Source organism: Polynucleobacter brandtiae (assembly GCF_002797575.1).
GTDB classification, from domain to species: Bacteria; Pseudomonadota; Gammaproteobacteria; order Burkholderiales; family Burkholderiaceae; genus Polynucleobacter; species Polynucleobacter brandtiae.
On the sequence record NZ_PGTX01000004.1, the window covers coordinates 1 to 24,063 of the forward strand.

26 protein-coding genes and 1 tRNA gene are annotated in these 24,063 nt (G+C 45.2%); 17 read left to right on the forward strand and 10 right to left on the reverse strand.

The genetic code is table 11. The features are described from left to right. The 10 genes from B0G85_RS08080 to B0G85_RS08125 form a co-directional block, all read left to right on the forward strand. On the forward strand, positions 1-132 hold a 132-nt coding region (locus B0G85_RS08080), incomplete at its 5' end, for an integrase core domain-containing protein (RefSeq protein WP_157799255.1). A gap of 504 nt (positions 133-636) precedes the next feature. Next, positions 637-3,069, forward strand: a complete 2,433-nt coding sequence (locus tag B0G85_RS08085) for a heavy metal translocating P-type ATPase (RefSeq protein WP_100380077.1) — start codon at positions 637-639, stop codon at positions 3,067-3,069. Positions 3,070-3,078: 9 nt separating this feature from the next. After that, positions 3,079-3,252 (forward strand): cbb3-type cytochrome oxidase assembly protein CcoS, encoded by a 174-nt coding sequence (ccoS, locus tag B0G85_RS08090; protein ID WP_100379962.1) that lies wholly within the window; start codon positions 3,079-3,081, stop codon positions 3,250-3,252. 97 nt (positions 3,253-3,349) lie between these two features. Next, a complete protein-coding gene (gene ccoN, locus B0G85_RS08095) occupies positions 3,350-4,798 on the forward strand; it encodes a cytochrome-c oxidase, cbb3-type subunit I (RefSeq protein ID WP_100379963.1) in 1,449 nt (482 codons plus the stop codon). 4 nt (positions 4,799-4,802) lie between these two features. Next, on the forward strand, positions 4,803-5,453 hold the full coding sequence (gene ccoO / locus B0G85_RS08100) for a cytochrome-c oxidase, cbb3-type subunit II (RefSeq protein ID WP_100379964.1): 651 nt from the start codon (positions 4,803-4,805) through the stop codon (positions 5,451-5,453). 20 nt (positions 5,454-5,473) lie between these two features. After that, positions 5,474-5,641 (forward strand): cbb3-type cytochrome oxidase subunit 3, encoded by a 168-nt coding sequence (locus B0G85_RS08105; RefSeq protein WP_100379965.1) that lies wholly within the window; start codon positions 5,474-5,476, stop codon positions 5,639-5,641. Next, a complete protein-coding gene (gene ccoP / locus B0G85_RS08110; RefSeq protein WP_100379966.1) occupies positions 5,638-6,564 on the forward strand; it encodes a cytochrome-c oxidase, cbb3-type subunit III in 927 nt (308 codons plus the stop codon). Before B0G85_RS08105 ends, ccoP begins: the two co-directional genes overlap by 4 nt. A gap of 15 nt (positions 6,565-6,579) precedes the next feature. Then, positions 6,580-8,025 carry a cytochrome c oxidase accessory protein CcoG gene (gene ccoG / locus B0G85_RS08115; protein WP_100379967.1) on the forward strand — a complete coding sequence of 482 codons (1,446 nt, stop codon included), beginning with the start codon at positions 6,580-6,582 and terminating at the stop codon, positions 8,023-8,025. A 26-nt stretch (positions 8,026-8,051) separates the two neighbouring features. Continuing rightward, the gene (locus B0G85_RS08120) at positions 8,052-8,255 is read left to right on the forward strand and encodes a hypothetical protein (RefSeq protein WP_100379968.1); all 204 of its coding nucleotides are present in this window, start codon (positions 8,052-8,054) and stop codon (positions 8,253-8,255) included. Further along, positions 8,252-8,512: a hypothetical protein gene (locus B0G85_RS08125; protein ID WP_100379969.1), complete on the forward strand. Its 261-nt coding sequence runs from the start codon at positions 8,252-8,254 to the stop codon at positions 8,510-8,512. The genes B0G85_RS08120 and B0G85_RS08125 overlap by 4 nt, the downstream gene beginning before the upstream one ends. On the opposite strand, the gene B0G85_RS08130 is transcribed toward B0G85_RS08125, so the two are convergent. After that, the gene (locus B0G85_RS08130) at positions 8,509-9,276 is read right to left on the reverse strand and encodes a helix-turn-helix domain-containing protein (protein ID WP_100379970.1); all 768 of its coding nucleotides are present in this window, start codon (positions 9,274-9,276) and stop codon (positions 8,509-8,511) included. The genes B0G85_RS08125 and B0G85_RS08130 overlap by 4 nt on opposite strands. 78 nt (positions 9,277-9,354) lie before the next feature. On the opposite strand from B0G85_RS08130, the gene B0G85_RS08135 reads away from it, so the two are divergent. Next, a complete protein-coding gene (locus B0G85_RS08135; RefSeq protein WP_100379971.1) occupies positions 9,355-10,074 on the forward strand; it encodes a sulfite exporter TauE/SafE family protein in 720 nt (239 codons plus the stop codon). A 535-nt stretch (positions 10,075-10,609) separates the two neighbouring features. Here the strand turns inward: B0G85_RS08135 and B0G85_RS08140 are convergent. The 6 genes from B0G85_RS08140 to tsaE form a co-directional block, all read right to left on the reverse strand. After that, complete coding sequence (locus B0G85_RS08140) at positions 10,610-10,807, reverse strand: hypothetical protein (RefSeq protein ID WP_100379972.1); 198 nt, start codon at positions 10,805-10,807, stop codon at positions 10,610-10,612. 1 nt (position 10,808) lies between these two features. Further along, a complete protein-coding gene (locus tag B0G85_RS08145) occupies positions 10,809-11,327 on the reverse strand; it encodes an ATPase (protein WP_100379973.1) in 519 nt (172 codons plus the stop codon). Then, on the reverse strand, positions 11,324-11,521 hold the full coding sequence (locus B0G85_RS08150) for an antitoxin VbhA family protein (RefSeq protein WP_100379974.1): 198 nt from the start codon (positions 11,519-11,521) through the stop codon (positions 11,324-11,326). The genes B0G85_RS08145 and B0G85_RS08150 overlap by 4 nt, the downstream gene beginning before the upstream one ends. A gap of 131 nt (positions 11,522-11,652) precedes the next feature. Continuing rightward, positions 11,653-11,728 (reverse strand) — tRNA-Lys (locus tag B0G85_RS08155). Between the two features lie 87 nt (positions 11,729-11,815). Further along, positions 11,816-13,156: an N-acetylmuramoyl-L-alanine amidase gene (locus B0G85_RS08160; protein ID WP_100379975.1), complete on the reverse strand. Its 1,341-nt coding sequence runs from the start codon at positions 13,154-13,156 to the stop codon at positions 11,816-11,818. Beyond that, positions 13,156-13,680 carry a tRNA (adenosine(37)-N6)-threonylcarbamoyltransferase complex ATPase subunit type 1 TsaE gene (gene tsaE, locus B0G85_RS08165; protein WP_100379976.1) on the reverse strand — a complete coding sequence of 175 codons (525 nt, stop codon included), beginning with the start codon at positions 13,678-13,680 and terminating at the stop codon, positions 13,156-13,158. The genes B0G85_RS08160 and tsaE overlap by 1 nt, the downstream gene beginning before the upstream one ends. 43 nt (positions 13,681-13,723) lie before the next feature. Between tsaE and queG the strand changes: the two genes are divergently transcribed. Genes queG through B0G85_RS08180 form a run of 3 tightly spaced genes read left to right on the forward strand, consistent with a single transcriptional unit; the run spans position 13,724 to position 15,951 of the window. Further along, the gene (gene queG / locus B0G85_RS08170) at positions 13,724-14,821 is read left to right on the forward strand and encodes a tRNA epoxyqueuosine(34) reductase QueG (protein ID WP_100379977.1); all 1,098 of its coding nucleotides are present in this window, start codon (positions 13,724-13,726) and stop codon (positions 14,819-14,821) included. Between the two features lie 3 nt (positions 14,822-14,824). Next, positions 14,825-15,610 (forward strand): AzlC family ABC transporter permease, encoded by a 786-nt coding sequence (locus tag B0G85_RS08175; RefSeq protein WP_100379978.1) that lies wholly within the window; start codon positions 14,825-14,827, stop codon positions 15,608-15,610. Continuing rightward, positions 15,610-15,951 (forward strand): AzlD domain-containing protein, encoded by a 342-nt coding sequence (locus B0G85_RS08180; RefSeq protein ID WP_100379979.1) that lies wholly within the window; start codon positions 15,610-15,612, stop codon positions 15,949-15,951. The genes B0G85_RS08175 and B0G85_RS08180 overlap by 1 nt, the downstream gene beginning before the upstream one ends. Before the next feature lie 18 nt (positions 15,952-15,969). Here B0G85_RS08180 and B0G85_RS08185 read toward each other — a convergent pair whose 3' ends face one another. Together B0G85_RS08185 and B0G85_RS08190 are read right to left on the reverse strand one after the other, a co-directional pair. Further along, a complete protein-coding gene (locus tag B0G85_RS08185) occupies positions 15,970-19,065 on the reverse strand; it encodes an FAD-binding and (Fe-S)-binding domain-containing protein (protein ID WP_100379980.1) in 3,096 nt (1,031 codons plus the stop codon). Further along, positions 19,062-19,745, reverse strand: coding sequence for a GntR family transcriptional regulator (locus B0G85_RS08190; RefSeq protein WP_100379981.1), 684 nt, complete (start codon positions 19,743-19,745; stop codon positions 19,062-19,064). The genes B0G85_RS08185 and B0G85_RS08190 overlap by 4 nt, the downstream gene beginning before the upstream one ends. Before the next feature lie 168 nt (positions 19,746-19,913). Here B0G85_RS08190 and B0G85_RS08195 point away from each other — a divergent pair, with 168 nt between their 5' ends. From B0G85_RS08195 to B0G85_RS08205, 3 genes are all read left to right on the forward strand, one after another. Then, the gene (locus B0G85_RS08195) at positions 19,914-21,098 is read left to right on the forward strand and encodes a pyridoxal-phosphate-dependent aminotransferase family protein (protein ID WP_100379982.1); all 1,185 of its coding nucleotides are present in this window, start codon (positions 19,914-19,916) and stop codon (positions 21,096-21,098) included. A 73-nt stretch (positions 21,099-21,171) separates the two neighbouring features. Further along, positions 21,172-21,576 carry a GlcG/HbpS family heme-binding protein gene (locus B0G85_RS08200; RefSeq protein ID WP_198508786.1) on the forward strand — a complete coding sequence of 135 codons (405 nt, stop codon included), beginning with the start codon at positions 21,172-21,174 and terminating at the stop codon, positions 21,574-21,576. Positions 21,577-21,582: 6 nt separating this feature from the next. Beyond that, positions 21,583-23,088, forward strand: coding sequence for a DEAD/DEAH box helicase (locus B0G85_RS08205; RefSeq protein WP_100379984.1), 1,506 nt, complete (start codon positions 21,583-21,585; stop codon positions 23,086-23,088). On the opposite strand, the gene gluQRS is transcribed toward B0G85_RS08205, so the two are convergent. Next, positions 23,075-24,052, reverse strand: a complete 978-nt coding sequence (gluQRS, locus tag B0G85_RS08210; protein WP_232726001.1) for a tRNA glutamyl-Q(34) synthetase GluQRS — start codon at positions 24,050-24,052, stop codon at positions 23,075-23,077. The two genes, B0G85_RS08205 and gluQRS, sit on opposite strands and share 14 nt — an antisense overlap. Positions 24,053-24,063 lie beyond the last annotated feature (11 nt).

The window sequence follows — 24,063 nt, forward strand, 5'->3', positions numbered from 1 at the left end:
CAGCATTACTGGGACAGCATTAACGAAGTTCAAGAGTTCGCAACGCAATGGATGTATAAATATAACTATGAACGTCCAAATATGGCATTGGGCGGTATTACCCCGAAACAGCGACTGGCCATGGTTGCTTAACTTACTCTACCTCTGAGAGCAGTTAAAAAGGGGAGGATTACCTTTCCAACAATTACGATTGCGCTTGGATGATTTTCTGGGGTGCAGTTGTTGTATTGCCTCTGATATTGGCTTGCACAGCATATTCTTATAAGGTTTTCTGGGGTAAGGCAGAGGACCTCAAGTACTATTAAATACAGTTCTATTGATTGGATTAATGATTTAAACCTTGAGGTAGTGCACAAGCCTTACTTTAAGTAACGGTGGGGAATTTTGTCTTTTGAACGCTATAAGTTTCAATGGCAATTTCTAGATCCTCAATAGAGCTACATCAGGCAGCGAATGATCCAAGAAGGACTTACTAACCAGCTTCGCAAAAGATTGAGATTTAAAACCATAGATTGGTGTTTTACCGGTCCTTGTGCCGTATTCCACTTTGCTTTTGAGTCTACGTTGACTTATAAAAAACATCCGACTTTTGATTTAGATCAAAAGGATTTGATCTATTCCTTGGACAATGACTTCATGAGTAAAGAGTTAGCCTCAACTTGCTATCACTGCTTAAGCGCAATAGAGCCAAAGGAGTTAGTTGAGGCAAGTCTAAGCGGTGTAATTCACCAATTTTGCTGCGCTGGTTGTATGGCTATTGCCCAAACAATTCATAGGGATGGCTTGTCGATCTTTTATTCCAAGCGTTCACAAGTGAATATAAAGCCGGAGGCGTACTTAGCCCTCAATGAGATTCCAGAAAAGCTTAAACCTTATGATGACCTTTCTTTACGAAATAGATTTACTAGGCCCTATGGGGATGCTGGTGTTTTAGAAACAACTTTACGGTTAGAAAAAATCCGTTGCGCTGCCTGTGTTTGGTTATGCGAGCATCATTTACGGCGGTTGGTAGGTGTTCTAGATATCCAAATAAACTACGTTACTCAAAAAGTGATGGTGCGTTTTTCCCCAGAGAAAATCAGCTTAGCTAGATTGCTATTTGAAATTGAGCGTATTGGTTATGAGGCGTGGCCTTTTGAACCCTCTTTATTGATAGAGAGGGCGAAGGAGGAGAGACGGTCACTGCTTGCACGCCTTGGTGTAGCTCTATTGGGGACGATGCAAGTCATGATGTATGCCTGGCCTACCTATGTAGGTGCAGATATTGCTTCTGAACATGGTTTGCTATTGAATTGGACAAGCTGGGCACTAACAGTGCCTGTGATTATCTATTCTGCGGGGCCAATATTTCAGACGGCTTGGCGTAGCATGCAGTCTTTTCACAAGACTCATATATTGGGTATGGATGTGCCAATTGCCCTAGCTTTAGCTTTGGCGTTTACCGTGGGGACTATAAATCTCATGAGCGGTACTGGCCAGATCTATTTCGATTCCATCACCATGTTCGTTGCTTTCATCTTAGCCGCTCGTTATGTTGAATTATTGGCTAGACAAGACGCACAAGGGGGGGCGGAGGCATTGGCAAAGCAATTACCTGCAATTTGCGATCACCTGACTAATTACCCTGGTTCGACTCAAGTAACAATTGTGCCGGTAGTTAATTGTAGGCCAGGAGATGTATTACGGGTTTCTCCAGGCGACATTATTCCTGTAGACGGTATTTTGATTGAAAACGAGAGCGCTTTAGATGAATCATTGCTTAGTGGGGAATCTAAGCCGGTTTATAAGAGGATTGGTGATGCTGTTTATGCCGGCACACACAATATTTTGAATCCCCTATTGATGAGAGTAGATGCTGTAGGTCAGTCAACTCGGATCGCTGGTATTGCTGCGCTTCTGGATAAGGCCTTACTTACAAAGCCAAGAATGGTTAGTCTTGCTGAAAAGTGGGCTGGTTATTTTGTTCTTTGCCTAATATTGACTGCTTTTATTACTTCTGCTGTTTGGTTATGGATTGATCCAAGCAAAGCATGGACGGTACTTGTTTCTGTTTTAGTAGTGAGCTGCCCTTGCGCATTATCACTTGCAGTGCCAACCGCAGTGGCTGCAGCTCAGGGTGCGGTTACTAAGCAAGGCCTTTTAATAATTCGCGGTCACGTTATGGAAGAATTAGCAAATGTAACAGATTTAGTATTGGATAAGACTGGCACATTGACCATGGGCCTGCCCGAGTTATTGGAGATTGTTTATCACAGGAATACCCACACTCGTCACGATGTGTTGGCTTTGGCAGCAGGATTGGAATCAGGGCAGCGTCACCCCCTAGCACTTGCCCTACTTCGCGTGGCTGAGAAGGAGCTGAAATGCCCCCTTACACTAGCCAAACCAGTCATGAATCATTTGGGACAAGGGCTAAGCTCAGGCCCCTATCGACTGGGGAGTGCAAGCTGGATAGGAGTGAAAAAAATAGCGAAACTTGGGCCGTATGGGGAAGTGCATTTAAGTGATGCCAGTGGATTGATCGCTAGTTTTATTTTTTTAGACACGCCACGTGCTGGCTTAGAAAGTTTGTTAAAAGCCGCTCGATCTAGGGGCATTCACGTTCATTTAGTATCGGGTGACGATCCCAACACGGTTGCATGGTGGGCATCTCATGTAGGTATTAAAAGTTATGTGGGGGGATGCACCCCTCAGGGAAAATATGAATATATTGAGGGCCTTCAAAAGCAAGGTGCTCTTGTCTGGGCCATTGGTGATGGCGTAAATGATGCGCCGCTCTTAGCGCGTGCAAGTGTATCGGTTGCCATAGGTTCTGGAGCGCCATTGGCGGCTGCTGGTGCAGATGCTGTTTTAACGGCAAGCTCTTTGGAGCCGTTGGCACGAGCATTACTACTGGCTGATAAAACCCAGATAATTATTAAACAAAATCTATTGTGGGCATTAATTTATAACCTGATTGCCATTCCGTTTGCCATGATGGGCTTAGTTAATCCCTGGATCGCAGGTGTTGGTATGTCTTTATCTTCTTTGGCGGTGACCTTAAATGCTTGGCGTCTCAGAAAAGCATAAACTAAAAAGATGGAAAGTCTTTTCGTTCTCATTCCCTTGTCGCTAATACTTATCGGCCTCTTGGTTTGGATTTTGCGGTGGGCTATTAAGAGCGGTCAGTTTGATGATTTAGTAGGGCCAGGTGAATCTATCTTGATGGATGAAGATGCCCCGACTTCACAAAAGGATGACAAAGCCGCTTAGTTTTTGATATAGATCAAATTGATCTATATACCTTATTTGATAATCAAATCAGTCTATTTAGCTTAGTCGATATTTGGTCATCAATAAGGGAGAAACCATGTGGCTTACTGTTGGGGGTAATCAAGATAACTTTAATTACAAAGTTGTCAGCCAATTTGCCATTGTTACAGTGCTGTGGGGAATCGTCGGCATGTTGGTGGGGGTTATTCTTGCGGCTCAGCTCGTTTGGCCTGAAATTACCTTCAATATTCCGTGGTTAAGTTACGGACGTTTACGCCCATTACATACCAATGCGGTGATCTTTGCCTTTGGCGGCTCTGCGCTTTTCGCTACTTCCTACTACATCGTTCAGCGCACCTGTCAGGTTCGTTTATTTTGCGATAAGTTAGCAGCATTTACCTTTTGGGGTTGGCAGGCAGTGATTGTTTTAGCGGCTATCACCTTACCCTTGGGTATTTCTACTTCAAAAGAATATGCCGAATTAGAGTGGCCTATCGACTTACTGATCACAGTTGTCTGGGTGGCTTATGCAATAGTATTCTTTGGAACCTTAATCAAGCGTAAGACGAAGCATATTTATGTTTCAAACTGGTTTTTCGGTGCCTATATATTGACCATTGCGGTTTTACATATTGTAAATAATATTGAAATGCCAGCGAGCTTATTCAAGTCATATTCAGCATATGGTGGGGCCCAAGATGCGATGATTCAGTGGTGGTATGGTCACAATGCAGTGGGCTTTTTCTTGACTACAAGCTTCTTAGGGATGATGTATTACTTCATACCCAAGCAAGCAGATCGCCCCATTTATTCTTATCGATTATCTATAGTCCATTTTTGGGCTTTAAATTTTACATATATGTGGGCGGGTCCGCACCACTTACTCTATAGTTCTTTGCCAGATTGGACGCAATCCTTAGGCATGGTGTTCTCTCTCATCCTGTTGGCACCTTCATGGGGTGGAATGATTAACGGCATCATGACTTTATCTGGTGCTTGGCATAAATTACGGACAGATCCTATTTTGAAATTCTTGGTAGTCGCATTGTCCTTTTACGGCATGTCTACTTTTGAGGGCTCAATGATGTCAATCAAGACCGTCAATAGCTTGTCGCACTATACCGATTGGACTATTGGGCATGTACATTCTGGTGCATTAGGCTGGGTGGCAATGATCACTATTGGCTCTTTATATTATTTGATACCGCGCTTAGTCGGTCAAAGAGATATGTATAGCACTAAGCTAATTGAGCTGCATTTTTGGATTGCCACTATTGGTGTAGTTATTTATATAGCAGCTATGTGGATAGCAGGGGTGATGCAAGGTTTGATGTGGAGAGCTTTTGAAGTAGATGGCACGCTTACTTATAGTTTTGTGGAGTCAGTAAAAGCAACATATCCTTTCTATGTAATTCGACTTATCGGTGGCTTGTGTTATCTAGGCGGCATGTTACTGATGGCTTACAACGTCTATAAAACAGTCGCGCACAAGAAATTCATTGATGCACCTATTCCGCAAGCATTAAACCTCTCTCACCAAGGATAAAAATATGTCAGAACAACGTCGATTTTTTTCCCATGAAACGCTTGAGCGCAATGTAGGTTGGTTAATCATTGCTACCATTGCCGCTATTTCAGTAGCTGGTCTTGTGCAAATTGTGCCTTTATTTTTTCAGCATACTACTACCGAGCCTAGTCCTGGGGTGACGCCGTACTCGGCTTTGCGTTTAGCCGGACGTGATATCTATCAGCGTGAAGGATGTGTAGGTTGCCACTCACAGCAGATTCGTACGCTACGATCCGAAGTTGAGCGTTATGGCCCGTATTCTCTTGCTGGCGAGTCTGTCTATGACCACCCATTCTTATGGGGTAGCAAGCGCACCGGCCCTGATTTAGCTCGTGTTGGTGGACGATACTCTGACGCTTGGCATCAGATTCATCTAAATAATCCGCGCGATGTAGTGCCCGAGTCAAATATGCCTGCCTATCCATGGTTAGCAAATAATGCAGCCGATGCAAGCTCTATTCAGTCGCACTTACTTGCAATGCGCCGCCTAGGTATCCTTTATACAGATGAGCAAATTGCGAATGCGCCCCAAGAGTTAGAGGGTAAGACGGAATTAGATGCCTTAGTTGCCTATCTTCAAGGCCTTGGTATTAATCGCAGATACATCATCGTTAATGAGGTCGAGACGAAGTAATCAATCGGAATAGATACACTATGAATAATATTAACTCCTACCTCTCCGCAATTTCAACTGTACTTGGCCTAGTCTTTTTTTTAGGGATAGTTTGGTGGGCCTGGTCTGCAAAAAGAAAACCTGCAAATCAAGAATCAGCCGAACTTCCATTTGATCTTCCTGATGAATTTAGCAAGGATGAATCATGAGTGACTTTCTGAGCGCGGGTTGGAGCTTGTATATTGCGTTGGTAACGTTGGCCGGTATTGTTTGGTGTATCTGGTTATTGTTTACTCAACGTAAGGCCAATGTCATTCTTACGGCTGATGGCGCTGTTGCTGATACAGGACATGTATGGGACGAGGATTTACGAGAACTTAATAATCCATTGCCCCGTTGGTGGATGTGGATGTTCCTGATGGCCTGCATTTTTGCCCTGGTATACCTTGTTCTATATCCGGGTCTTGGAACATTTCCTGGACTATTGAAGTGGAGTGCTAATGGTGAATTAGTGGAATCAATGACAACTGCAAATGACGATTTGAAGCCGATATATGCAAAATATGTTGAGATGAATATCGAGCAGGTTGCAGGAGACTCTAAGGCCCGTGACATGGGGCAACGCTTATTTTTAAATTCTTGCGCACAGTGTCATGGTTCTGATGCTGGTGGCTCCAAGGGCTTTCCCAATTTGACTGATGGGGATTGGCTCTATGGCGGCTCACCAGAGAATATTAAAACTACTTTAACCAATGGCCGCTCTGGAGTCATGCCACCATTTCCTCAGCTGGATCAAAAGCAGATAGCAGACGTTGCCAACTATGTCCGTAGTCTCTCTGAGTTGTCGAATAATCAGAGCAGATCTGAACGGGGTGCCGAGGTATTTAAAGCTAACTGCGTGGCCTGTCATGGCATTGATGGCAAGGGTAATATATTTATCGGTGCGCCTAACTTAACCGATAATATTTGGCTGTATGGTGGGTCAGAGGTCACCATTATTGAAACGATCACTAAAGGGCGTATGGCGATGATGCCTGCTCAAGATAAGGTATTAAGCCCTGAAAAATTACACTTACTAACGGCCTATGTTTGGGGGTTATCAAACAATAGAAAAACTCCTCAATCAAAGTAACCAATCTTTAGTCAAATGCCTAGAGGAAAGCCAATACCGATTGAAGTTATTGAACAATCTTTGTATGAAGTCCGACGAAAAATATATCCACGGTCTGTCACTGGGCTCTTTGCACGCTGGCGTATCATACTTGTCTTGGTTACTCAACTCCTTTTTTATGGTTTGCCTTGGTTAAGCTGGAATGATCGTCAAGCTGTCCTCTTTGACTTAATTCAGCGTAAGTTTTATATCTTTAGCTTAGTGCTTTGGCCGCAAGATGTCATTTACCTGACACTGTTATTAATTCTTTCAGCTTTGGCCCTCTTTTTATTTACGGCAGTGGCAGGGCGTCTATTCTGTGGATATGCCTGCCCCCAGACGGTCTATACCGAAATTTTCATGTGGATTGAGCGCAAGGTCGAAGGAGACCGCTTTGCCCGCATTCGATTAGATGGGGAAGAGTGGCCATGGGGGCTCAGAAAGTGGCGCCTTAAACTCACTAAGCACTTTCTTTGGCTCCTTATCGCATTTTGGACTGGGTTTACTTTTATTGGTTACTTCACACCCATTGAAACACTCGCTCAATCTATTTTGCATGGAGCACTAGGACCTTGGCAATTATTTTGGCTTTGCTTTTATAGCTTTGCTACCTGGGGTAATGCTGGCTTTATGCGGGAGCAAGTCTGCAAGTATATGTGCCCCTATGCGCGCTTTCAAAGTGTCATGGTGGATAAAGATACTTTCTTGGTTACCTACGACAAGGTACGAGGTGAACCGCGGGGAAGTCGACATAGGACCGATGATCAGCACGCCTTAGATTTGGGCGACTGTGTCGATTGTAGTATTTGCGTACAAGTTTGCCCTACTGGGATTGATATTCGAGATGGCTTGCAATATATGTGTATAGGCTGTGGTGCTTGTATTGACGCATGCAATCAGGTGATGGAAAAAATAAATTATCCAAAAGGGTTAATTCGCTACACCACTGAACGTGCCATTGAGGGCCAGGAGTTAAACCAAAACGCGTTAAAACATATTTTTCGCCCAAGAGTGCTGTTTTATATTGCACTCATTACAGTGCTGTCCTCACTATTTTTAATTTCCTTAATGATTCGTAATCCCCTGCGAGTAGATGTAATGCGGGATAGAGGCGCCTTAGCACGTGAAGTAGATGGCGTGCGTATTGAGAATATTTATCGCATCCAGATTATGAATGCCTCTGAGCATCCCATGCTGGTTGAGTTGAGGGCTTTAGGTCTAGAGCCCCTTACTATTTTGGATTCAAAAGGAAAAGAAATTACGCAATTCACAGTAGATGCTGCAAGCAATCAATTGATCCCAGTGAAAGTTAGCACTGACTTAGATGCGAACAAACCAGGAAATTACCCTATTTATTTCAATATTGCTGCAGAGGAAATCATTAAAAATCAGTCGATTGAAAGAGTTCGAAATGAAAAATCAACTTTTATTATTCCCCGTTAATTGAATTTAAGTCAGATAGGATATTCATGACTGAACAGCAAATGATTAAACCCTGGTGGCGGCAGCTATGGCCTTGGCTATTAATTAGTGGCCCAGCAGTAGCCATGATTGCTTGCGCAATTACTATTTGGCTAGCACTTAACCTATATGTGGATAAGCCATTAAGGCAAGGTGTGGTTAAGCAAGGTTTTAAGGTGGAGCAAACCAGAGAAGTGCAGGCTAGCAAATGAAATATCGTTTACTTATTTGGATTTTATGGCCCTCATTCTTGATTTCGGGTATTGCAGAGGGGCTGTTATTTACAGTGTTTCATCCACAAGACTTATTATTTTTTGGCTACCATTCACAGATTTCAGACGAGGGAATTTACACCATCGGTTTTTTTGTGATCTGGATCTTTTGCGCAACCTCAAGCGCTCTGACGGCTTATATTCTGCCCGGTATTCAATCGACCTCTAGTAAAGAGGTTGACTCCGAACTGATCTAGTTTTGTGTTGGAGAAAATACTGGTTTACAGTAATTTCTATCAGAATTTTCAATAGCCGCGAGCACATATAGTGCATCCATATCAATAAGTTTAATATGGCGTTGCTTAATCTGAATAAGTCCTGCTTCTACGAACCGTGAGAGCATGCGACTGACAGTTTCAATCTTCATACCCAGATAGCTGCCTATCTCTTCGCGGCTCATGCGTAAATCGAATTCATTGTTAAGATAACCGCGTACCGTTAAACGGTGGGAAAAGTTGAGTAGGAAGGTGGCCAATCTTTCCTCAGCACGCATTGTGCCAAGTGAAAGCATGTGGCGCTGATCTTGAGTTAGCTCTCGACTCATGATTCGATGGAATTGATTTTGTAAGTCTGGTATTTCATGGGCTAGATCCTCGAAGGCTTCATAGCGAATAATGCAAACTTCACTCTCTTCTAGGGCGATGGCGTTGGATTGATAGTATCCGTTCCCAATACCATCTAGACCCATAATTTCTCCTGGTAAATGAAACCCAATGACTTGCTGGCGGCCGTCTTGCAGACAATGTTCTGTTTTGAGGGTGCCAAAGCGAATGCTATACAAGGAGTTCAAGGCTTCGCCATGACGGTAAAGGCTTTCCCCTTTTTTGAGGTGAACTCGTTCTTTGATGAGTTCATCAATTTTAGAGACATCGGCGCTTTTAAGCCCAACCGGAAGGCAAAATTGACCCAGCACACATATTGAGCATTTATTGTTGTGGGTATCGGTTGGCTTGTAATTCATTTTGTAATCACTGTCTTGACAGTTTATTCTTATAAGTATGAAGGATCTCTTTTTCCTGCTTTTTATTTTAAGTAATCCATGCTTACTGTGAGTCTCCTGGCAGCAGTTTTTTTGGGTGCATTGGTAAGTGGCTGGCATTGCGCCCTCATGTGCGGCGGTATTGCTGCAGGAATTGAGCGCCCCATAGCCCAAGAAGTTCCCTTGAGGGCTAAATCGGATCTTTTTTATTCCCAACTAGTAATGCATCTTGGGCGCATCACAACATATACCCTTTTGGGCGGCTTGGCGGCTTGGTTGGGCCTCATTGTTTGGCAACAAAATATTTTGCCTATTCAGAGATTTTTATTTGTCATTACTTCAGCGATATTAATTTTGATGGGTTTACGACTTCTCTGGGTTAAGAAATCAAGAAACCTACCAGGTAGCCGATGGTTAAGTACTCAAGTTGCCACTTTTTGGACGAGATATTTTGGCCACTTAGCTACAAGGCCATCTCGCTGGTTTAGCGGCATGCTTTGGGGCTTACTGCCTTGTGGTTTGGTTTACAGCGTTCTACCAATAGCCTTTTTATCTGGTGACATTCTTACTGGTGCAGCACTGCTATTTGCATTTGGTTTGGGTACTTTACCCAACTTATTATTAATTTCTAAATTCTCTGCAGTTTTGACTCAAATCGGTCAATATTCTTGGATGCGATATTTTGCTGCTTTATTACTCTTTGCTGCTGGTGGGTGGGGTTTATATCGCGCATGGGTTCTACCGCTTGAATTACTAAAGGGAGGCTTTTGTATTTCTTGAGCGAAAAATAGATTAAAAGTAGTTGCACCTCTTCAAAAACACAGATAAATCGATGTGGTGTAGCACTCTAAAAAAGTGTTCTATTGACTGTGATTTTTTTATTTTTTTTGGTTAGGTCTGAACTGCCCTGATTTTTAGTACCACTCCTAAAGAGAGGCTTTTTGATAATCTTCACCTTAAAGGATTGCTAAACATGGCCAAAGGTCAATGTCTTAAATCGAGACTGGCATTATGTTTTCCAGTAAACCTCAACCGTAACAACTTGTAACTGTGCTAAGGGTAAATTAGGTGCTAGATGGCTGCTGTAAATGATCAGTCGTTTGGTAAGTTTTGGATTAATTTCATAAATTACACTTAGAACAAATAATCAAAGTGTGCGATTGACATATGGACCGTTGAGCCAGTTTCAATATAGAAATATCTGAGAGCCCACGGATTAATCTGAAAAGATATTGGTTTGCACGGGGTAAATCACCCGCAAAGCCTGATTCTATATGGTGGGTCGGGCGAAATTCGAACTCGCGACCAAGCATGTTTAGGGCGTAAGTTGCCGCTGCTTAATGAGTTCTGCAGCGGGGATCCGAACAATCTTGCCGTTAACTGTGGTCACGATTGCGGTATTAGTTTGAATTGCCAAGTCTACCGCTGCTTGTCTAGCGCGTTTAATAGCAAAGTAGGACCCGGAAATATCAGGGTCTGGTGAATTGCGGATATCTTGAGTTGGAATAATCATTTTAGCCCTGAGCAATTTTTTCTAATTCTGTTAGATCGCCATCAAGTAATACCCATGAGTTTACAGCTTTTTGATATTTTGAGAGGTTTTCTAATCCCGCTTTGTAGCGCCTGCGAATGACATCTTCAGGAATATTATGCCCTCCCTGTGCCACGCGTTCCGCCACACGAGAAATAGCTAACTCAGGGGAGCTTAGTGAGATAAACCAGAGTTTAACGATGTAGCCCAGATCTTTCCACTCCTGAATGCGCTGCAGATAATGCATGCCAGATAAAGTGGTTTCAAAAGCAAAGCTTTCACCAGCTTTGGTGTACTCATCTAATTCATTTAGCATTAAGCGCGCAGCTTTAAATGAAACGGATTCAGGCTTAAAGGGTGCCAAGCCAGCGGCTATAAGATCGGCATTAATAAAACGAAATGTATGCGCTTCTTGCGGTAAAAAGTTTTTGGCAAAGGTTGTTTTGCCGGCTCCATTAGGACCAGCAATAATAATAATTTTTTTATTTGTTGCTAACATCATTTGGGGCGATATATGTCAAAACGTTCTTTGGTTTCTTCTATCAATTGCGCAATAGTCTTTTTGCCAGCAACGTAATCAGCGAGGTTTTGCTCTAGCTGCTTGGTTGGAGCAATGCCCTCAATTAGAGCCGAAGCCACAGCGTTAGAAACGTTGTATTGGCGGACCTGAAATTGGTTGGCAAATTTAGATGGCATGTGACCATTTTAGTAGATTTAGGTTTGTTTTCCCTAGTGGAAAAAATGACCCAAAAACAAGGTTTGAATAGGTATTTGAGAGGATAGTGCAGGTAATAAAAAAGCCCCGCAAAAGCGAGGCTTAGTAAAGCTGGTGGGTCGGGCGAGATTCGAACTCGCGACCAACGGATTAAAAGTCCGCTGCTCTACCGACTGAGCTACCGACCCAGTAAAGAGTGAAATTATAGCAAGAAGTTCACTCGCTTCCCCTGAGATTGGGTGGGACTCCTTCTATGCCTTATATATACAAGCACATTAAGCATTTGTTCTTCTGGCAACAGGTGGATTTTTTGAGAAATACTCCTTAATTCCCCTCAAAATTGCCTCAGCGATCCGATCTTGATAGGCATCATCATTCAGCCTTGCTTCTTCTTGTGGGTTGCTGATAAACGCAGTTTCTACCAAAATTGAGGGGATATCCGGCGCCTTCAGAACCGCAAAGCTCGCCTGCTCTACATTGCCCTTATGGAGGGATGCAAATCCTCCGATTTGCTTGAGGATCGATCGACCGACTTGCAGTGAATCCTTGATTTGTGCGGTAGTAGACATATCTAATAGAAGATTGGCTACTTGCTTATCTTGGGTTTTAATATTGATACCGCCGATTAAGTCTGAAGAATTTTCTTTATTAGCCATCCATCGTGCCATCGTACTACTGGCACCCATTTGAGACAGTGCAAATACTGAGGCCCCTTTTGCTCTAGGCTCAATGAATGCATCGGCATGAATAGACACAAACAGATCAGCCTCAACGCGCCGTGCTTTTTGCACCCGGGCATGGAGCGGCACAAAGTAGTCACCATCTCTTGTTAGGAAAGGGCGCATATAGGCTTCACCCTCAATTTTCTCGCGTAAGCGTTTTGCGATAGAGAGGACGATATGTTTTTCTTTAGAGCCCATGGTTCCGATGGCACCGGGATCTTCTCCGCCATGACCCGGATCTATTGCAATGGTAATTAGCCGCTGATACGGCTTACTTTGAGTAGTACGTTCTTTTAGATCTGGTATCGCTTGCGCTACAGGGCCTCTTGGTGCTTCTTTTTCTTTTTTAGCTGCAAATTGTGCAATCAGATCAATTTCTTCATTGGCCTTTTCTAGGGCACTTTCTTTGCGGGCGCTACTTTTAACTAACTCCATCAATGGATCTGGAGGTATTGCTGGATATAGGTCAAGGACCATCCGATATTGGTATTCTGCAACTGGGTCTAGGGTGAAGAGCTGGGGCTTGACGGGCTCTTTCAAGTCAAAAACCAAGCGAACCACACCAGGCTGAAACTGACCAACCCGAATTTGAGAAACGTAAGGATCATTTGGCTTTACCTTAGCCACCAAATCTTTGAGTGTGGAATTGAACTCCATGCCCTGAACATCAACCACTAGGCGATCGGGGTTGCTAAGCAATTGCTGTGTAATAGGCAGCGCTTTATCTGACTCTAGCGTAATACGGGTGTAGTCTTCGGCAGGCCAGATACGCACCCCTAAAATCTTAGCGCCCCAAGCAATATCGATTTCACTAAAAAGAAAAATAAAGCCCATCAGCTTCGCCGAGGTGCTGAGATATTTTCTTCTAGAGGTGTTGACTGAAGCCTTTTGCATCAATTATTTTGATGAAGAGAATGCAGCATGTTGAATATGCACACTCCGCCAGGAGATTGAGCCTGTATTTTGATGGTTCTTTCATGCTCCTCACCATCGGCAATAAGCTGAATCTGAATATCAAATGCCGGTAGCGTACCCTCTGCTTTTTCTGGCCACTCCACTAGGCAAAACCCAGGCTCATCAAACTGCTCGGCAAAACCCGCTTCTTGCCACTCCAGGGGACTTCGCATCCGATACAGGTCAAAATGATTGGCTATCAGGCTGCTGGTATGACAGATAAAAGGGTAGGGCTCACATAAGGTGTAAGTGGGACTTTTTACACGACCTACATATCCCAGTCCTTGAATTAGATAACGGGCAAAAGTAGTCTTGCCAGCCCCTAAATCTCCCTCTAGGGCAATATTGAGGTGGCTGTGCGGTTCGAGATGAAAAAATCGATGAAGACTGAGGGCAAGCTGCTCAGATAAAGCGGCTGTTTCTGCTTCTTGCCTACAATGTTGTGTGAAAGTATCTTGAGCCATTTCCTTAGTGTATTCAATTATTAGGCCCGATTCCGTAATCTTGATGTCTTCTAACCCAATAGCCCCTATTACAGAACAAGCCGGTCTAAGAGAATGGCTTAATGAGCAGTCTCGAAAACTGGGTTTTGACGGCTTGCGTATTACTGATACTCAACTGGGATCCGCTACCGAGCGCTTACAAGAATGGCTAGAGCAGGGGCGCCATGGCAAGATGGAATACATGGCACGTCAGGCGCATCTGCGGGCTGACCCAGAAGTATTGGTTCCTGGCACTGTACGGGTTATCTGCGTCACTATGAATTACCTTGCTCCGACAGTCGATTTTGATCAAGAGTGGAAGCGACTTACCGATCCAGCCCAGGCGGTGGTTTCCTTATATGCCCGTGGGCGGGATTATCACAAGGTGATGCGTAATCGTTTGCAAGAGTTTGCCGCGCTGATTGAGCAGCGTATTGGTGCTTTTGGCTATCGTGTTTTTACCGATTCAGCACCATTAATGGAGGTGGAATTGGCTCGTAAGGCAGGCTTAGGTTGGCGTGGAAAGCACACCCTATTACTCAATCGTGAATCTGGCTCTACCTTTTTTTTGGGAGAAATCTTAGTAGATATCCCCTTGCCGATTGATCAAGAAGAGCAATCCCATTGCGGCTCTTGTCAGGCATGTATTGAGGTTTGCCCAACGCAGGCAATTACGGCACCCTATCAATTAGATGCACGGCGCTGTATTTCTTATTTGACGATTGAAAACCCAGATGCTATTCCGATAGAGTTTCGTCGTGCCATGGGTAATCGCATCTACGGATGCGATGATTGCCAATTGATTTGCCCTTGGAATAAATTTGCGCAACGTAGCGCATTGCCCGACTTTGCTGAGCGTCATGGCCTTGGTCAGTCTAGTCTCTTACATTTATGGTCGTGGACCGAGCAAGAATTTAATCAGCGTCATGAGGGTAGTGCGATTCGTCGGATTGGTTATTCTCGGTGGCGTAGAAATTTAGCTATAGCCTTAGGCAACGCGCTGTTGGATATAAAGGCGGACGCTACTGAGCAGATCAACATTCGGGAAGCCTTAACCCTAGCCTTACCATCCGCTGACATCTTGGTGGCTGAGCATATTCAATGGGCGCTGGGCTTACAATAAGTTATGAGTAAAACTGATCAGCCCTCCAGTGATCCTAGCGAAATAGCGTTAGGGGCCTCAGTTCTACAACGCTTCAAAAGTGGCCATGATGCTTTTTGGTCGGGCATCCGTGATGCCGCAGGCGCCCCAGCAATGGTGCTCTTTGCTGGCATGGTGGGTTTTGGGGCCATGGGCAAAACCAACGGCCTAGATGTCTGGTTTACCAGCGCTACCAGTTTCTTCATGTTTGCCTTACCTGGCCAGGTGGTGTTGTTAGAGATGGCAACGACGGGCTCCTCTGTTTTAGCTATTGCGCTAGCGGTGACATTAACCTCCACTCGATTTATCACGATGACGGTGACGCTCTTTCCACAGTTTGACCAAAAAGATCGTAACCATAGCCTGTATGCCTCAGTCCACCTATTAGCAATGACCGCATGGGCGATTTCGATGCGTGAATTTCATACGATTGAAGTCAAGCATCGCCTCAGTTATTTCGTTGGTCTGGGCTTGCTATGCTGGATCATCTCTATTCCAGGAACGATTCTGGGATTCTTTTTAGCAGGTATGGTTCCTGTAGCCATCACACTAGGCCTCGTCTTCATTAACCCCTTATTCTTTATGCTTACCTTTACTGAGGTTAAGCCTTGGATTAATCGAATCGCAATTTTTCTTGGGTGTGCACTAGGCCCCGTATTCTTTTTGTTAGACCGAGACACTAGCTTGCTCTCTACAGGCTTGGTAGCTGGAACAATTGCCTATTTTATTGATCGAAAGTGCTTACGCAAAAGAGTGGGGATGTTAGGTTGATGAATACCGTGCTGCAAGGCTGGGGTTTATGGATTGCTCTAGCAGGGGCGACCATTGGAACTTATGTTTGTCGAGCCATTGGCGTCTTTCTCTCAAAGAGCATCAATCAAGATAGTGAAATCTTTCGCTGGCTCGCTGCAGTCACTTATGCCATGGTGGCAGCCTTAACGATCCGATTAATATTGATGCCCTTGGGTTTACTGGCAACCGTACCGGTATGGATTCGGTTATTAATTTGCGCTTTGAGTATTGGTGTGATGGTATCTAAACCAACACGGCGGCTCGTTCCAGCCTTATTGACTGGAACGATTTTGATGGTGTCCTACGGAGTGATGCGCTAAGTATGTACTGGCTTAGTTTTAAAGGTGGGCTGCTAGTATTTTGGCAATATGTACAGCATCCCTTTGCGCCCCATCAGCAATCTGATGACGACAACTTGTTCCATCAGCCACCACCCAACTATCAGGCGCTTTGCGAATAGCAGGTAAGAGACTCAGTTCTGCCATTTGCTTAGATACTTCGATATGCTCTGCCTCATAACCAAAACTGCCGGCCATACCACAGCAAGAAGATTCAATCAGTTTGGGATCGGCATTGGGAATTAATCTCAGTAGTTCTAGAGCCGGAGTCAGGGCTGCAAATGCTTTTTGATGACAGTGCCCATGGAGTAAAACAGGGCGCGTTGCCGACTTTAAAGTCAATTTAAGTTGGCCTGCTGTTGCTTTACGCGCTAAAAATTCTTCTAAAAGCTGCGCTTGTTTACTAACAGTAATAGCGCTATCACCAAATCCCATGACTAGGGCTTCATCCTTCAAGGTAAATAAGCAAGAGGGCTCTAGACCAATAATCGGAATGCCTTTTTCAGCAAAAGGGGCCAAGTGATTCACTAGTTCGCCTAATGCCTCTTTTGCTTTATCAATCATGCCAGTAGCTAAGTAGGTGCGACCACAGCAAAATTCCTTAGAGCAAGTACTGGTACTGGTGCTGGTACTTGTTTTTGAACGCTGCTCTAGAGTTTTTTGTGGAATGTGGACTCGATAGCCTGCTGCCTTGAGGACCGTTAATGCTGCTTGCAAATTATCATCTTCAAAGTAGGCATTAAAGGTGTCTGCCAATAAGACCACGCCTTGATTACCATTGCCATCCTCTCGAGCCAACTCTTCCGGCGTGAAATGGTAAGTGGAATTGATTTTTTGATTGCTCCAAAAAGTTTTTGCTTTCCAGATAGGCAAACTTCTTTGGGCAGAAATACCCATCAGTCGCTCTTGAAGCTTAGCAATGATTGAAATTCGGTTGCGCAGATTGAGTAGCGTAGCCAACCCTGGCACGGCGCTAATCATGGAAGCATATTGAGGTAAATATGCAACGGCTAGGTCACGCAAAGAATGACCAGCCCGTTTTTTGTAGGCAGACAAGAACTCAATTTTCATCTTTGCCATATCAACACCCGTTGGACATTCACGGCGACAGGCTTTACAGCTAACGCATAGATCCATGACTTCTTTAATGGCATCGCTGCCTATTGGGGATGCAGAGGCATCTTTCGATGGGTCTAATTGATCAGATAGGGCAAGCCTTAGGGTATTAGCGCGGCCTCGAGTCAGGTGCTTTTCATCTCTGGTTACACGATAGCTAGGGCACATGACTTCTGCGTCAAACTTACGACAATGACCATTGTTGTTACACATCTCCACCGCTTTGGCTAGGCCCATGGCCGGATCACCGCCGGTCCCAGGCGCAGTCGTTGCCTCTGTTACGGGATCATTTTGAACATTCCAAGCAGACCAATCGAGTGCGGGCTGTAAAGGAATGACTCTATAACTTGGTGGATAGCGGAAATAGCGGGCGTCATCCATCTTGGGTGGATCCACAATCTTTCCAGGGTTAAATAATCCCTTGGGATCAAATGCCTGCTTGATTTCTGAAAGGGCTTCGGTGATCTTGGGGCCAAATTGCCAAGAAATCCATTCCCCACGACACAGACCATCTCCATGTTCACCGCTATACGCGCCCTTATATTTACGAACCAATGCAGAAGCTTCTTGGGCAACAGCGCGCATCTTTTGGGCGCCATCGCGACGCATATCCAAAATGGGGCGGACATGCAATGTGCCCACTGAGGCATGTGCATACCAAGTGCCTCTCGACCCATATTTTGAAAACACCTCTGTAAGTGCTTGGGTGTACTCAGCAAGGCTTTCTAGTGGTACAGCACAGTCTTCAATAAAGCTTACTGGCTTGCCGTCACCTTTGAGGCTCATCATGATGTTGAGGCCAGCTTTGCGAACTTCCCATAAATTCTTTTGCATGCTTACATCGGACATCAGTACCACCGAATCCGGAATGCCTAAATCGCCCATGAGCGTTTCTAAGGACCGGAGTTTATCTAATAACGGTGCATGTGACTCACCCGAAAACTCGACCAATAAAATGGCTTCAGGTGTTTGACTGTTCGCATCAATCAATGCTGTTTCAATTGTCTTTTTAAAACTTGGGTTGTGACGTGCCAGATCAATCATGGTTCGATCCACCAGCTCTACTGCCGTCGGTCCCAGCTTGACAATATGCTGCGCACCGTCCATTGCTTTAAAGAAGCTCGCGAAGTTCACAACGCCTAATACTTTATGTTGCGGCAGTGGTGCTAATTTCAACTCAAGTGATTTAAAGTAGGCTAAGGTACCTTCACTGCCCACTAATAAATGGGCCAGATTGACACTGCCATCACCCGTGTAAGGAAGCTCGCTCTGTGGATGAAAGATATCAAGGTTATAGCCAGCAACCCGTCGCAATACTTTCGGAAAGCGAGCCTCTATTTCTGGTTGAAGTTGATTAGCAAGCTGTTGAACAAAGTGCCCTAATTTTTTAGCTTCACCCGTACTTTGACCATAATTTCCGAAATTAGCTACCTGTCCGTTAGAGAGCCATGCATCGATGCCCAGCACGTTGTGCACCATATTGCCGTAGGCAATCGAGCGACTGCCACAGGAGTTATTGCCTGCCATGCCACCAATTGTGGCTTGTCCACCCGTAGAAACATCTACGGGGTACCAGAGGCCATGCGGTTTTAAAGCTGCATTTAGATGGTCCAGCACGATGCCTGGCTCAACAGTAGCAGTGGCCTTCACTGGGTCAGTGTGTATTAACTTACGGAAGTATTTACTGTTATCAACGACTAGGGCAGTGCCCGTAGTTTGACCACATTGGCTTGTACCTCCACCTCGAGGCAGAACGGGCACACCAAGCTCAGCTGATATTTGGATGGCGCTGGCAATGTCTTCTGCAGTCTTGGGAACAAAGACGGCCACTGGCACTGCTTGGTAGATAGAGGCGTCAGTCGCATAGCGCCCACGACTGGCTATATCCGTCATGACTTCACCCGACGTTTCTTTGTTAAGGCGCTTTGCTAGCTGCGATTGATCAACCAGTAATGATTTGATATCAAGGGGCTTATTCATGCGGGTAGTTTTTCTGTAGTTTCAGAGTCGATGAGTTGGATGACGACATCCCGTTTATTCATGACATGTTGCATCATGACTTTGCGCATGCGGCTACTATCATGTGCTTTTAATGCATTGAGCATTTCTTGATGCTCTTCAACCGCCTTTTCCCATTTCACGCCGTCTTGGTTGGAGCGAAAGCGTAATGCTTCGATGCGGGCATTTACTTGGGTAAATAGCTGGCTTAATACAGGATTGTTCGCGGCGTAATTAATGGCATTGTGGATCTGTAAATTCAAGCGGTAGTAGCTCGACAGATCTCGGCGTGCATAAGAGGCCATCATTTCGTATTGCAGAGCCTCTAGTTCGGTCAGGGCTTTACTGCTAATGTTTTGCGCCGCCAATTCTCCCGAATAGCCCTCTAAATTGGCAATGACATCAAAGGTATGAATAATGTCATCCCTGGTGAGTTGGACGGCAATAGCCCCCCGATTGGTAATGAGCTCCACCAAACCATCAGCTGCTAAACGACGAATGGCCTCCCGAATAGGGGTACGTGACACATGGAGTTGCTCTGCCAACTCGCGCTCATTGAGTTTGCTGCCAGGAGTAATGACGCCTTCGACCAACAAGGCTTTCAATTTCTGAAAGGTGACCTCGGGTAAATTTTGGGTGCTAGGTGGAGTGATAACCATCATATTCAACATCTCTTTTTTGTATACACAATTACTATAACTGAGCATTCATTCAAATTTTAGCTAAATTTGATCAAAAAATGAGAATATTTTGTATACAAAATTGTAAATTCAGAAAAATTGTCATACACTGACTATTAAGATTAACTATAAAAACAAGCGAGACTCCCCATGCTAAAACTTGATAATCACCTCTCTGGACGCCATTTTCTTCATATTCCCGGTCCAAGCCCTGTGCCTTCGCGCGTATTGCGCTCCATTAGCTATCAAACCATTGACCACCGTGGGCCTGAGTTTGGGGTGTTTGGTCTGCAGGTACTTGAGGGTATCAAGAAGATTTTTCAGACTAAGCAGCCAGTCATCATTTACTCAGCATCTGGAACAGGCTCATGGGAAGGCGCCTTAGTAAACGTTCTGAATCCGGGTGATCATGTTCTTTTTTATGAAACAGGTCAGTTTGCTAACTTATGGCGCACACTTGCGGTACGTCTTGGTTTAAGTGTTGAGGTTGTAGGTAAGCCTGATCAAGATACTTGGCGCTGGGGTGTGGATGCAGATGTCATTGAGGCGCGGTTACGTAAAGATACGCAGCACCAAATTAAAGCAGTTTGTGTTGTGCATAACGAAACATCCACTGGAGTCACTTCCAACATAGCGGCAGTGCGCAAAGCAATTGATGCGGCTAAGCATCCCGCTTTATTGATTGTGGATAGCGTATCTGGCTTAGGTTCGGCGGAGTATCGCCATGACGACTGGGGTGTGGACGTGACAGTATCTGGCTCTCAAAAGGGCTTGATGTTGCCACCGGGTATCGGTTTTAATGCCTTGTCACCACGTGCGATTGAGGTTAGTAAAGTAAATAAAACGCCTAAATCCTATTGGGCTTGGGATGAAATTTTAGAGTCCAATAAAACGGGCTACTGGCCTACAACGCCGAGTACCAACTTAATGTACGGCTTGCATGAAGCGATGGACATGATGATGACCGAGGGCTTAGAGGCCATCTTTGCTCGTCACCAACGTTTAGCAGCTGCGTGTCGACATGCTGTCGATGCTTGGGGCTTAGAGAATCAGAGCTTAGATCAAGATTGTTATTCACCAGTACTGACTTGCATCGCTGTACCCGAGGGAATGGATGCCGATCTCTTACGTAAGCATGCCTTGGAAAAGTTCAATTTATCTCTGGGAACGGGCTTGGGTAAGATCAAAGGGAAAGCTTTCCGTATTGGCCATTTAGGCGATTGCAACGAGCTGAGCTTAATGGCAGCCTTAAGTGGCGTAGAGATGAGTTTGGGCGCAATGGGCTATAAACCCAAGGCCAGTGGTGTTGTAGCTGCTCAAGAGTTCCTAAAATAGGGCCTAGTGAGCAGATTCCACCTATAATTCACTACATATATCAATAGCATTAGAGATCGAAAGAATAATCATGTTGGCTACTAAACCTTACTTAACTCAAGCAGACGTCCAAAAGATTTTGGATGCAGCGGATAAACATGCTGCAGCCAATAACTGGGCAGTAACGATCGCCGTTTGTGATGATGGCGGCCATGTATTGGGTTTAATTCGTCGCGATGGTTGCGCGCCAGTTTCTTCTTATATTGCTCAAGAAAAAGCGCGCACCGCTGCAATGGGTAAACGCGAAAGCCGCGTTTACGAAGAGATTATTAATAACGGACGTATTTCCTTTTTATCTGCCCCACATATTTCGGGCATGTTAGAAGGTGGCGTCAATATCGATGTGAATGGTTTTACCATCGGCGCAGTCGGCGTTTCCGGCGTTAAATCGACTGAGGATGCCGAAACTGCAAAAGCCGGCATTGCAGCCATTCTGTAAGTTACTTTGATAAATACTGTTCCTGAAATAAATACCCCAACGGAAGATGCGCAGTCCGCAACTCCCGAAGTAACAATTACTTTTGCTGACTTTGGCCTAGACCCGCAGATTCAAAAAGCGGTGTCTGAGCAGGGTTACACCATCCCGACTCCAATTCAAGCGCAAGCCATTCCTCACGTGCTGGCTGGGCGTGATCTGATGGGTGCAGCCCAGACGGGTACCGGTAAAACAGCCGCTTTTGTTTTGCCCATCATTCAGCAAATTTTGCGTCACGCCAGTAGTAGTTCCTCTCCTGCGCGCCACCCTATTCGCGCCTTAGTGCTCACGCCTACGCGCGAGTTAGCAGTTCAGGTTGCAGAAAATGCTGCCAGCTATTCACGGCACACCCATCTTCGCTCCGCTGTTGTTTATGGTGGTGTGGATATGAAAGAACAAGTCACTACGCTGCGTGGTGGTGTTGAGATTTTGATCGCTACACCAGGCCGCTTGCTTGATCATCTAGGGTCAAAGGTAGCCAATCTTTCGCAGGTAGAAATTTTAGTTTTAGATGAAGCAGATCGAATGCTAGATATGGGATTTTTACCCGATCTACAACGCATTATTGATCTCATTCCAGCGCAACGCCAAACCCTGTTGTTCTCAGCCACATTCTCTCCAGAGATTAAGAAGCTAGCGCAAAGTTATCTACGTACCCCGGTAACTGTTGAAGTGGCTCGTCAAAATGCGGCAGCGGATACGGTTAAGCAAGTAGTCCATATGGTGGCTAGCGCAGATAAGCAACAGGCGATTGTTAGGGTCCTAGAGGCCAGAACGCTGCAGGGTTTATCGCGTCAATGCATCATTTTTACCAATAGTCGCTTAGGTTGCGCCCGCTTAGCACGATCTTTAGAGCGAGATGGCATTAAGGCCGGCGCGATTCATGGGGATAAGAGCCAGGGTGAACGTACTCTGACTTTAGATGCATTTAAATCCGGTGCCATTGAAGCCTTGGTAGCGACAGATGTTGCTGCACGTGGCTTGGATATTCCATCGATGCCTTGCGTGATTAACCATGAGTTACCGTTTAATGCCGAAGACTTCATCCATCGTATTGGCCGCACAGGGCGCGCAGGTAGTAAGGGCGACGCAATCGCTTTAGTGGATGCCAGTGAAAAACGCTTATTAGACGATATTGAAAAGCTCATGAAGCGTAAGCTTGATGTCGCAGCTTTACCGGGAAGTAATACTTCAGGTCATTCATCTTCAACAGAATCAAGATCAACTTCAACTTCAGCATCTAGATCTAGATCTAGATCGACAGGGTCATCATCTGGCGCTTCAACTTATGCTTCCAAGTCGCCCAGTCAAGTAGTAGACCCCTTCTTTTATCAGCCCTATGAAGCTTCAGCACCGAAAGTGACTGTCGCAGATACTGCTGATGGTATCAATGCTAAGCCTGCAGAAATCAAAGTAGGAATTACTCCTGCCAAGCCCTCCGTTGGGGCGTTACTTGGTGGTTTTAAGAAGAAGTAAGCTTGCCATGCCGGTTCCAGGCGCGAGTGGCTGCTAATAGCCACTCTGCAATGGATATATCTTTTTGATCGGGAAGATTTCTTAAGCCAAAGTGAGTTAAGTGGTTTGCTGCTTTGCGTAACTCAGTTAGCACCTGTTTTTTATCTTGTGTATCAATAGCCGTTGCTAAAGTTTGTTTGCTTAACTTCTCACCGTTGGCATCTAGTACTAACGGCAAATGTAAGTATTGAGGTGTCTTAAAGCCCAATAAATTTTGTAGGTGTATCTGACGCCCTGTGTTGCTCAGCAAATCGTGACCGCGCACGACATGACTGATGCTTTGTTGTGCATCATCAACAACAACAGCCAGTTGGTAGGTGAACAAGCCATCTCGTCGGCGTAATACAAAATCCCCTACTTCCGAACTTAAGCATTGTGCTTGATTACCAAGGGCTACATCTTCAAATTCAATCAATAGATCTTGTGGCAGCGCTAATCTCCAAGCCGCATTAGACAGAGCATCACTCATGGGCCGATGCACCTTCTCACCTCGAGGTCTGCAGGTTCCGGGATAAATAACATCCTGGTTTCGGGGGGTAGTGACATCCCGAGCTTTCGGGGTCCTCAAGACGTTAGCGATCATCTGCCTAGAGCAGGTACAAGCGTAGATCAAATGGAGGTCATTTAAGCGCTCTAGAGCCGTTTGATAGCGCTCCAAGTGGCTAGACTGCCAAGTAGGCTCTTCGTCCCAGTAGAGGCCACAGGCAAGCAATTGGCGCTTGATTTCATCATCTGCCCCGAAAACGCAGCGGGGAGCATCAACATCCTCTATTCGGAGGAGCCATTTACCCTGATTTTTTCGGGCATCTAGCCAACTTCCTAGGGCGGCTACTAGCGATCCAGCATGCAACGGGCCGGTTGGGGAGGGAGCAAAGCGGCCCCGATAGCCGTTAAATAAGGGTGAGGGGTTTTGGGATCTGTTCACAGCTAAAATGA

Bases quoted from the DNA above. Each gene is read 5' to 3' on its own strand.
- B0G85_RS08135 (WP_100379971.1), top strand. From the start codon at position 9,355: ATGCTTACTGTGAGTCTCCTGGCAGCAGTTTTTTTGGGTGCATTGGTA.
- ccoG (WP_100379967.1), top strand. From the start codon at position 6,580: ATGCCTAGAGGAAAGCCAATACCGATTGAAGTTATTGAACAATCTTTG.
- B0G85_RS08105 (WP_100379965.1), top strand. From the start codon at position 5,474: ATGAATAATATTAACTCCTACCTCTCCGCAATTTCAACTGTACTTGGC.
- B0G85_RS08085 (WP_100380077.1), top strand. From the start codon at position 637: ATGAGTAAAGAGTTAGCCTCAACTTGCTATCACTGCTTAAGCGCAATA.
- B0G85_RS08180 (WP_100379979.1), top strand. From the start codon at position 15,610: ATGAATACCGTGCTGCAAGGCTGGGGTTTATGGATTGCTCTAGCAGGG.
- B0G85_RS08185 (WP_100379980.1), bottom strand. From the start codon at position 19,065: ATGAATAAGCCCCTTGATATCAAATCATTACTGGTTGATCAATCGCAG.
- tsaE (WP_100379976.1), bottom strand. From the start codon at position 13,680: ATGGCTCAAGATACTTTCACACAACATTGTAGGCAAGAAGCAGAAACA.
- ccoO (WP_100379964.1), top strand. From the start codon at position 4,803: ATGTCAGAACAACGTCGATTTTTTTCCCATGAAACGCTTGAGCGCAAT.
- B0G85_RS08125 (WP_100379969.1), top strand. From the start codon at position 8,252: ATGAAATATCGTTTACTTATTTGGATTTTATGGCCCTCATTCTTGATT.
- B0G85_RS08150 (WP_100379974.1), bottom strand. From the start codon at position 11,521: ATGCCATCTAAATTTGCCAACCAATTTCAGGTCCGCCAATACAACGTT.
- queG (WP_100379977.1), top strand. From the start codon at position 13,724: ATGTCTTCTAACCCAATAGCCCCTATTACAGAACAAGCCGGTCTAAGA.
- B0G85_RS08145 (WP_100379973.1), bottom strand. From the start codon at position 11,327: ATGATGTTAGCAACAAATAAAAAAATTATTATTATTGCTGGTCCTAAT.
- B0G85_RS08130 (WP_100379970.1), bottom strand. From the start codon at position 9,276: ATGAATTACAAGCCAACCGATACCCACAACAATAAATGCTCAATATGT.
- B0G85_RS08175 (WP_100379978.1), top strand. From the start codon at position 14,825: ATGAGTAAAACTGATCAGCCCTCCAGTGATCCTAGCGAAATAGCGTTA.
- B0G85_RS08190 (WP_100379981.1), bottom strand. From the start codon at position 19,745: ATGATGGTTATCACTCCACCTAGCACCCAAAATTTACCCGAGGTCACC.
- ccoN (WP_100379963.1), top strand. From the start codon at position 3,350: ATGTGGCTTACTGTTGGGGGTAATCAAGATAACTTTAATTACAAAGTT.
- B0G85_RS08195 (WP_100379982.1), top strand. From the start codon at position 19,914: ATGCTAAAACTTGATAATCACCTCTCTGGACGCCATTTTCTTCATATT.
- ccoP (WP_100379966.1), top strand. From the start codon at position 5,638: ATGAGTGACTTTCTGAGCGCGGGTTGGAGCTTGTATATTGCGTTGGTA.
- B0G85_RS08120 (WP_100379968.1), top strand. From the start codon at position 8,052: ATGACTGAACAGCAAATGATTAAACCCTGGTGGCGGCAGCTATGGCCT.
- B0G85_RS08160 (WP_100379975.1), bottom strand. From the start codon at position 13,156: ATGCAAAAGGCTTCAGTCAACACCTCTAGAAGAAAATATCTCAGCACC.
- ccoS (WP_100379962.1), top strand. From the start codon at position 3,079: ATGGAAAGTCTTTTCGTTCTCATTCCCTTGTCGCTAATACTTATCGGC.
- B0G85_RS08140 (WP_100379972.1), bottom strand. From the start codon at position 10,807: ATGATTATTCCAACTCAAGATATCCGCAATTCACCAGACCCTGATATT.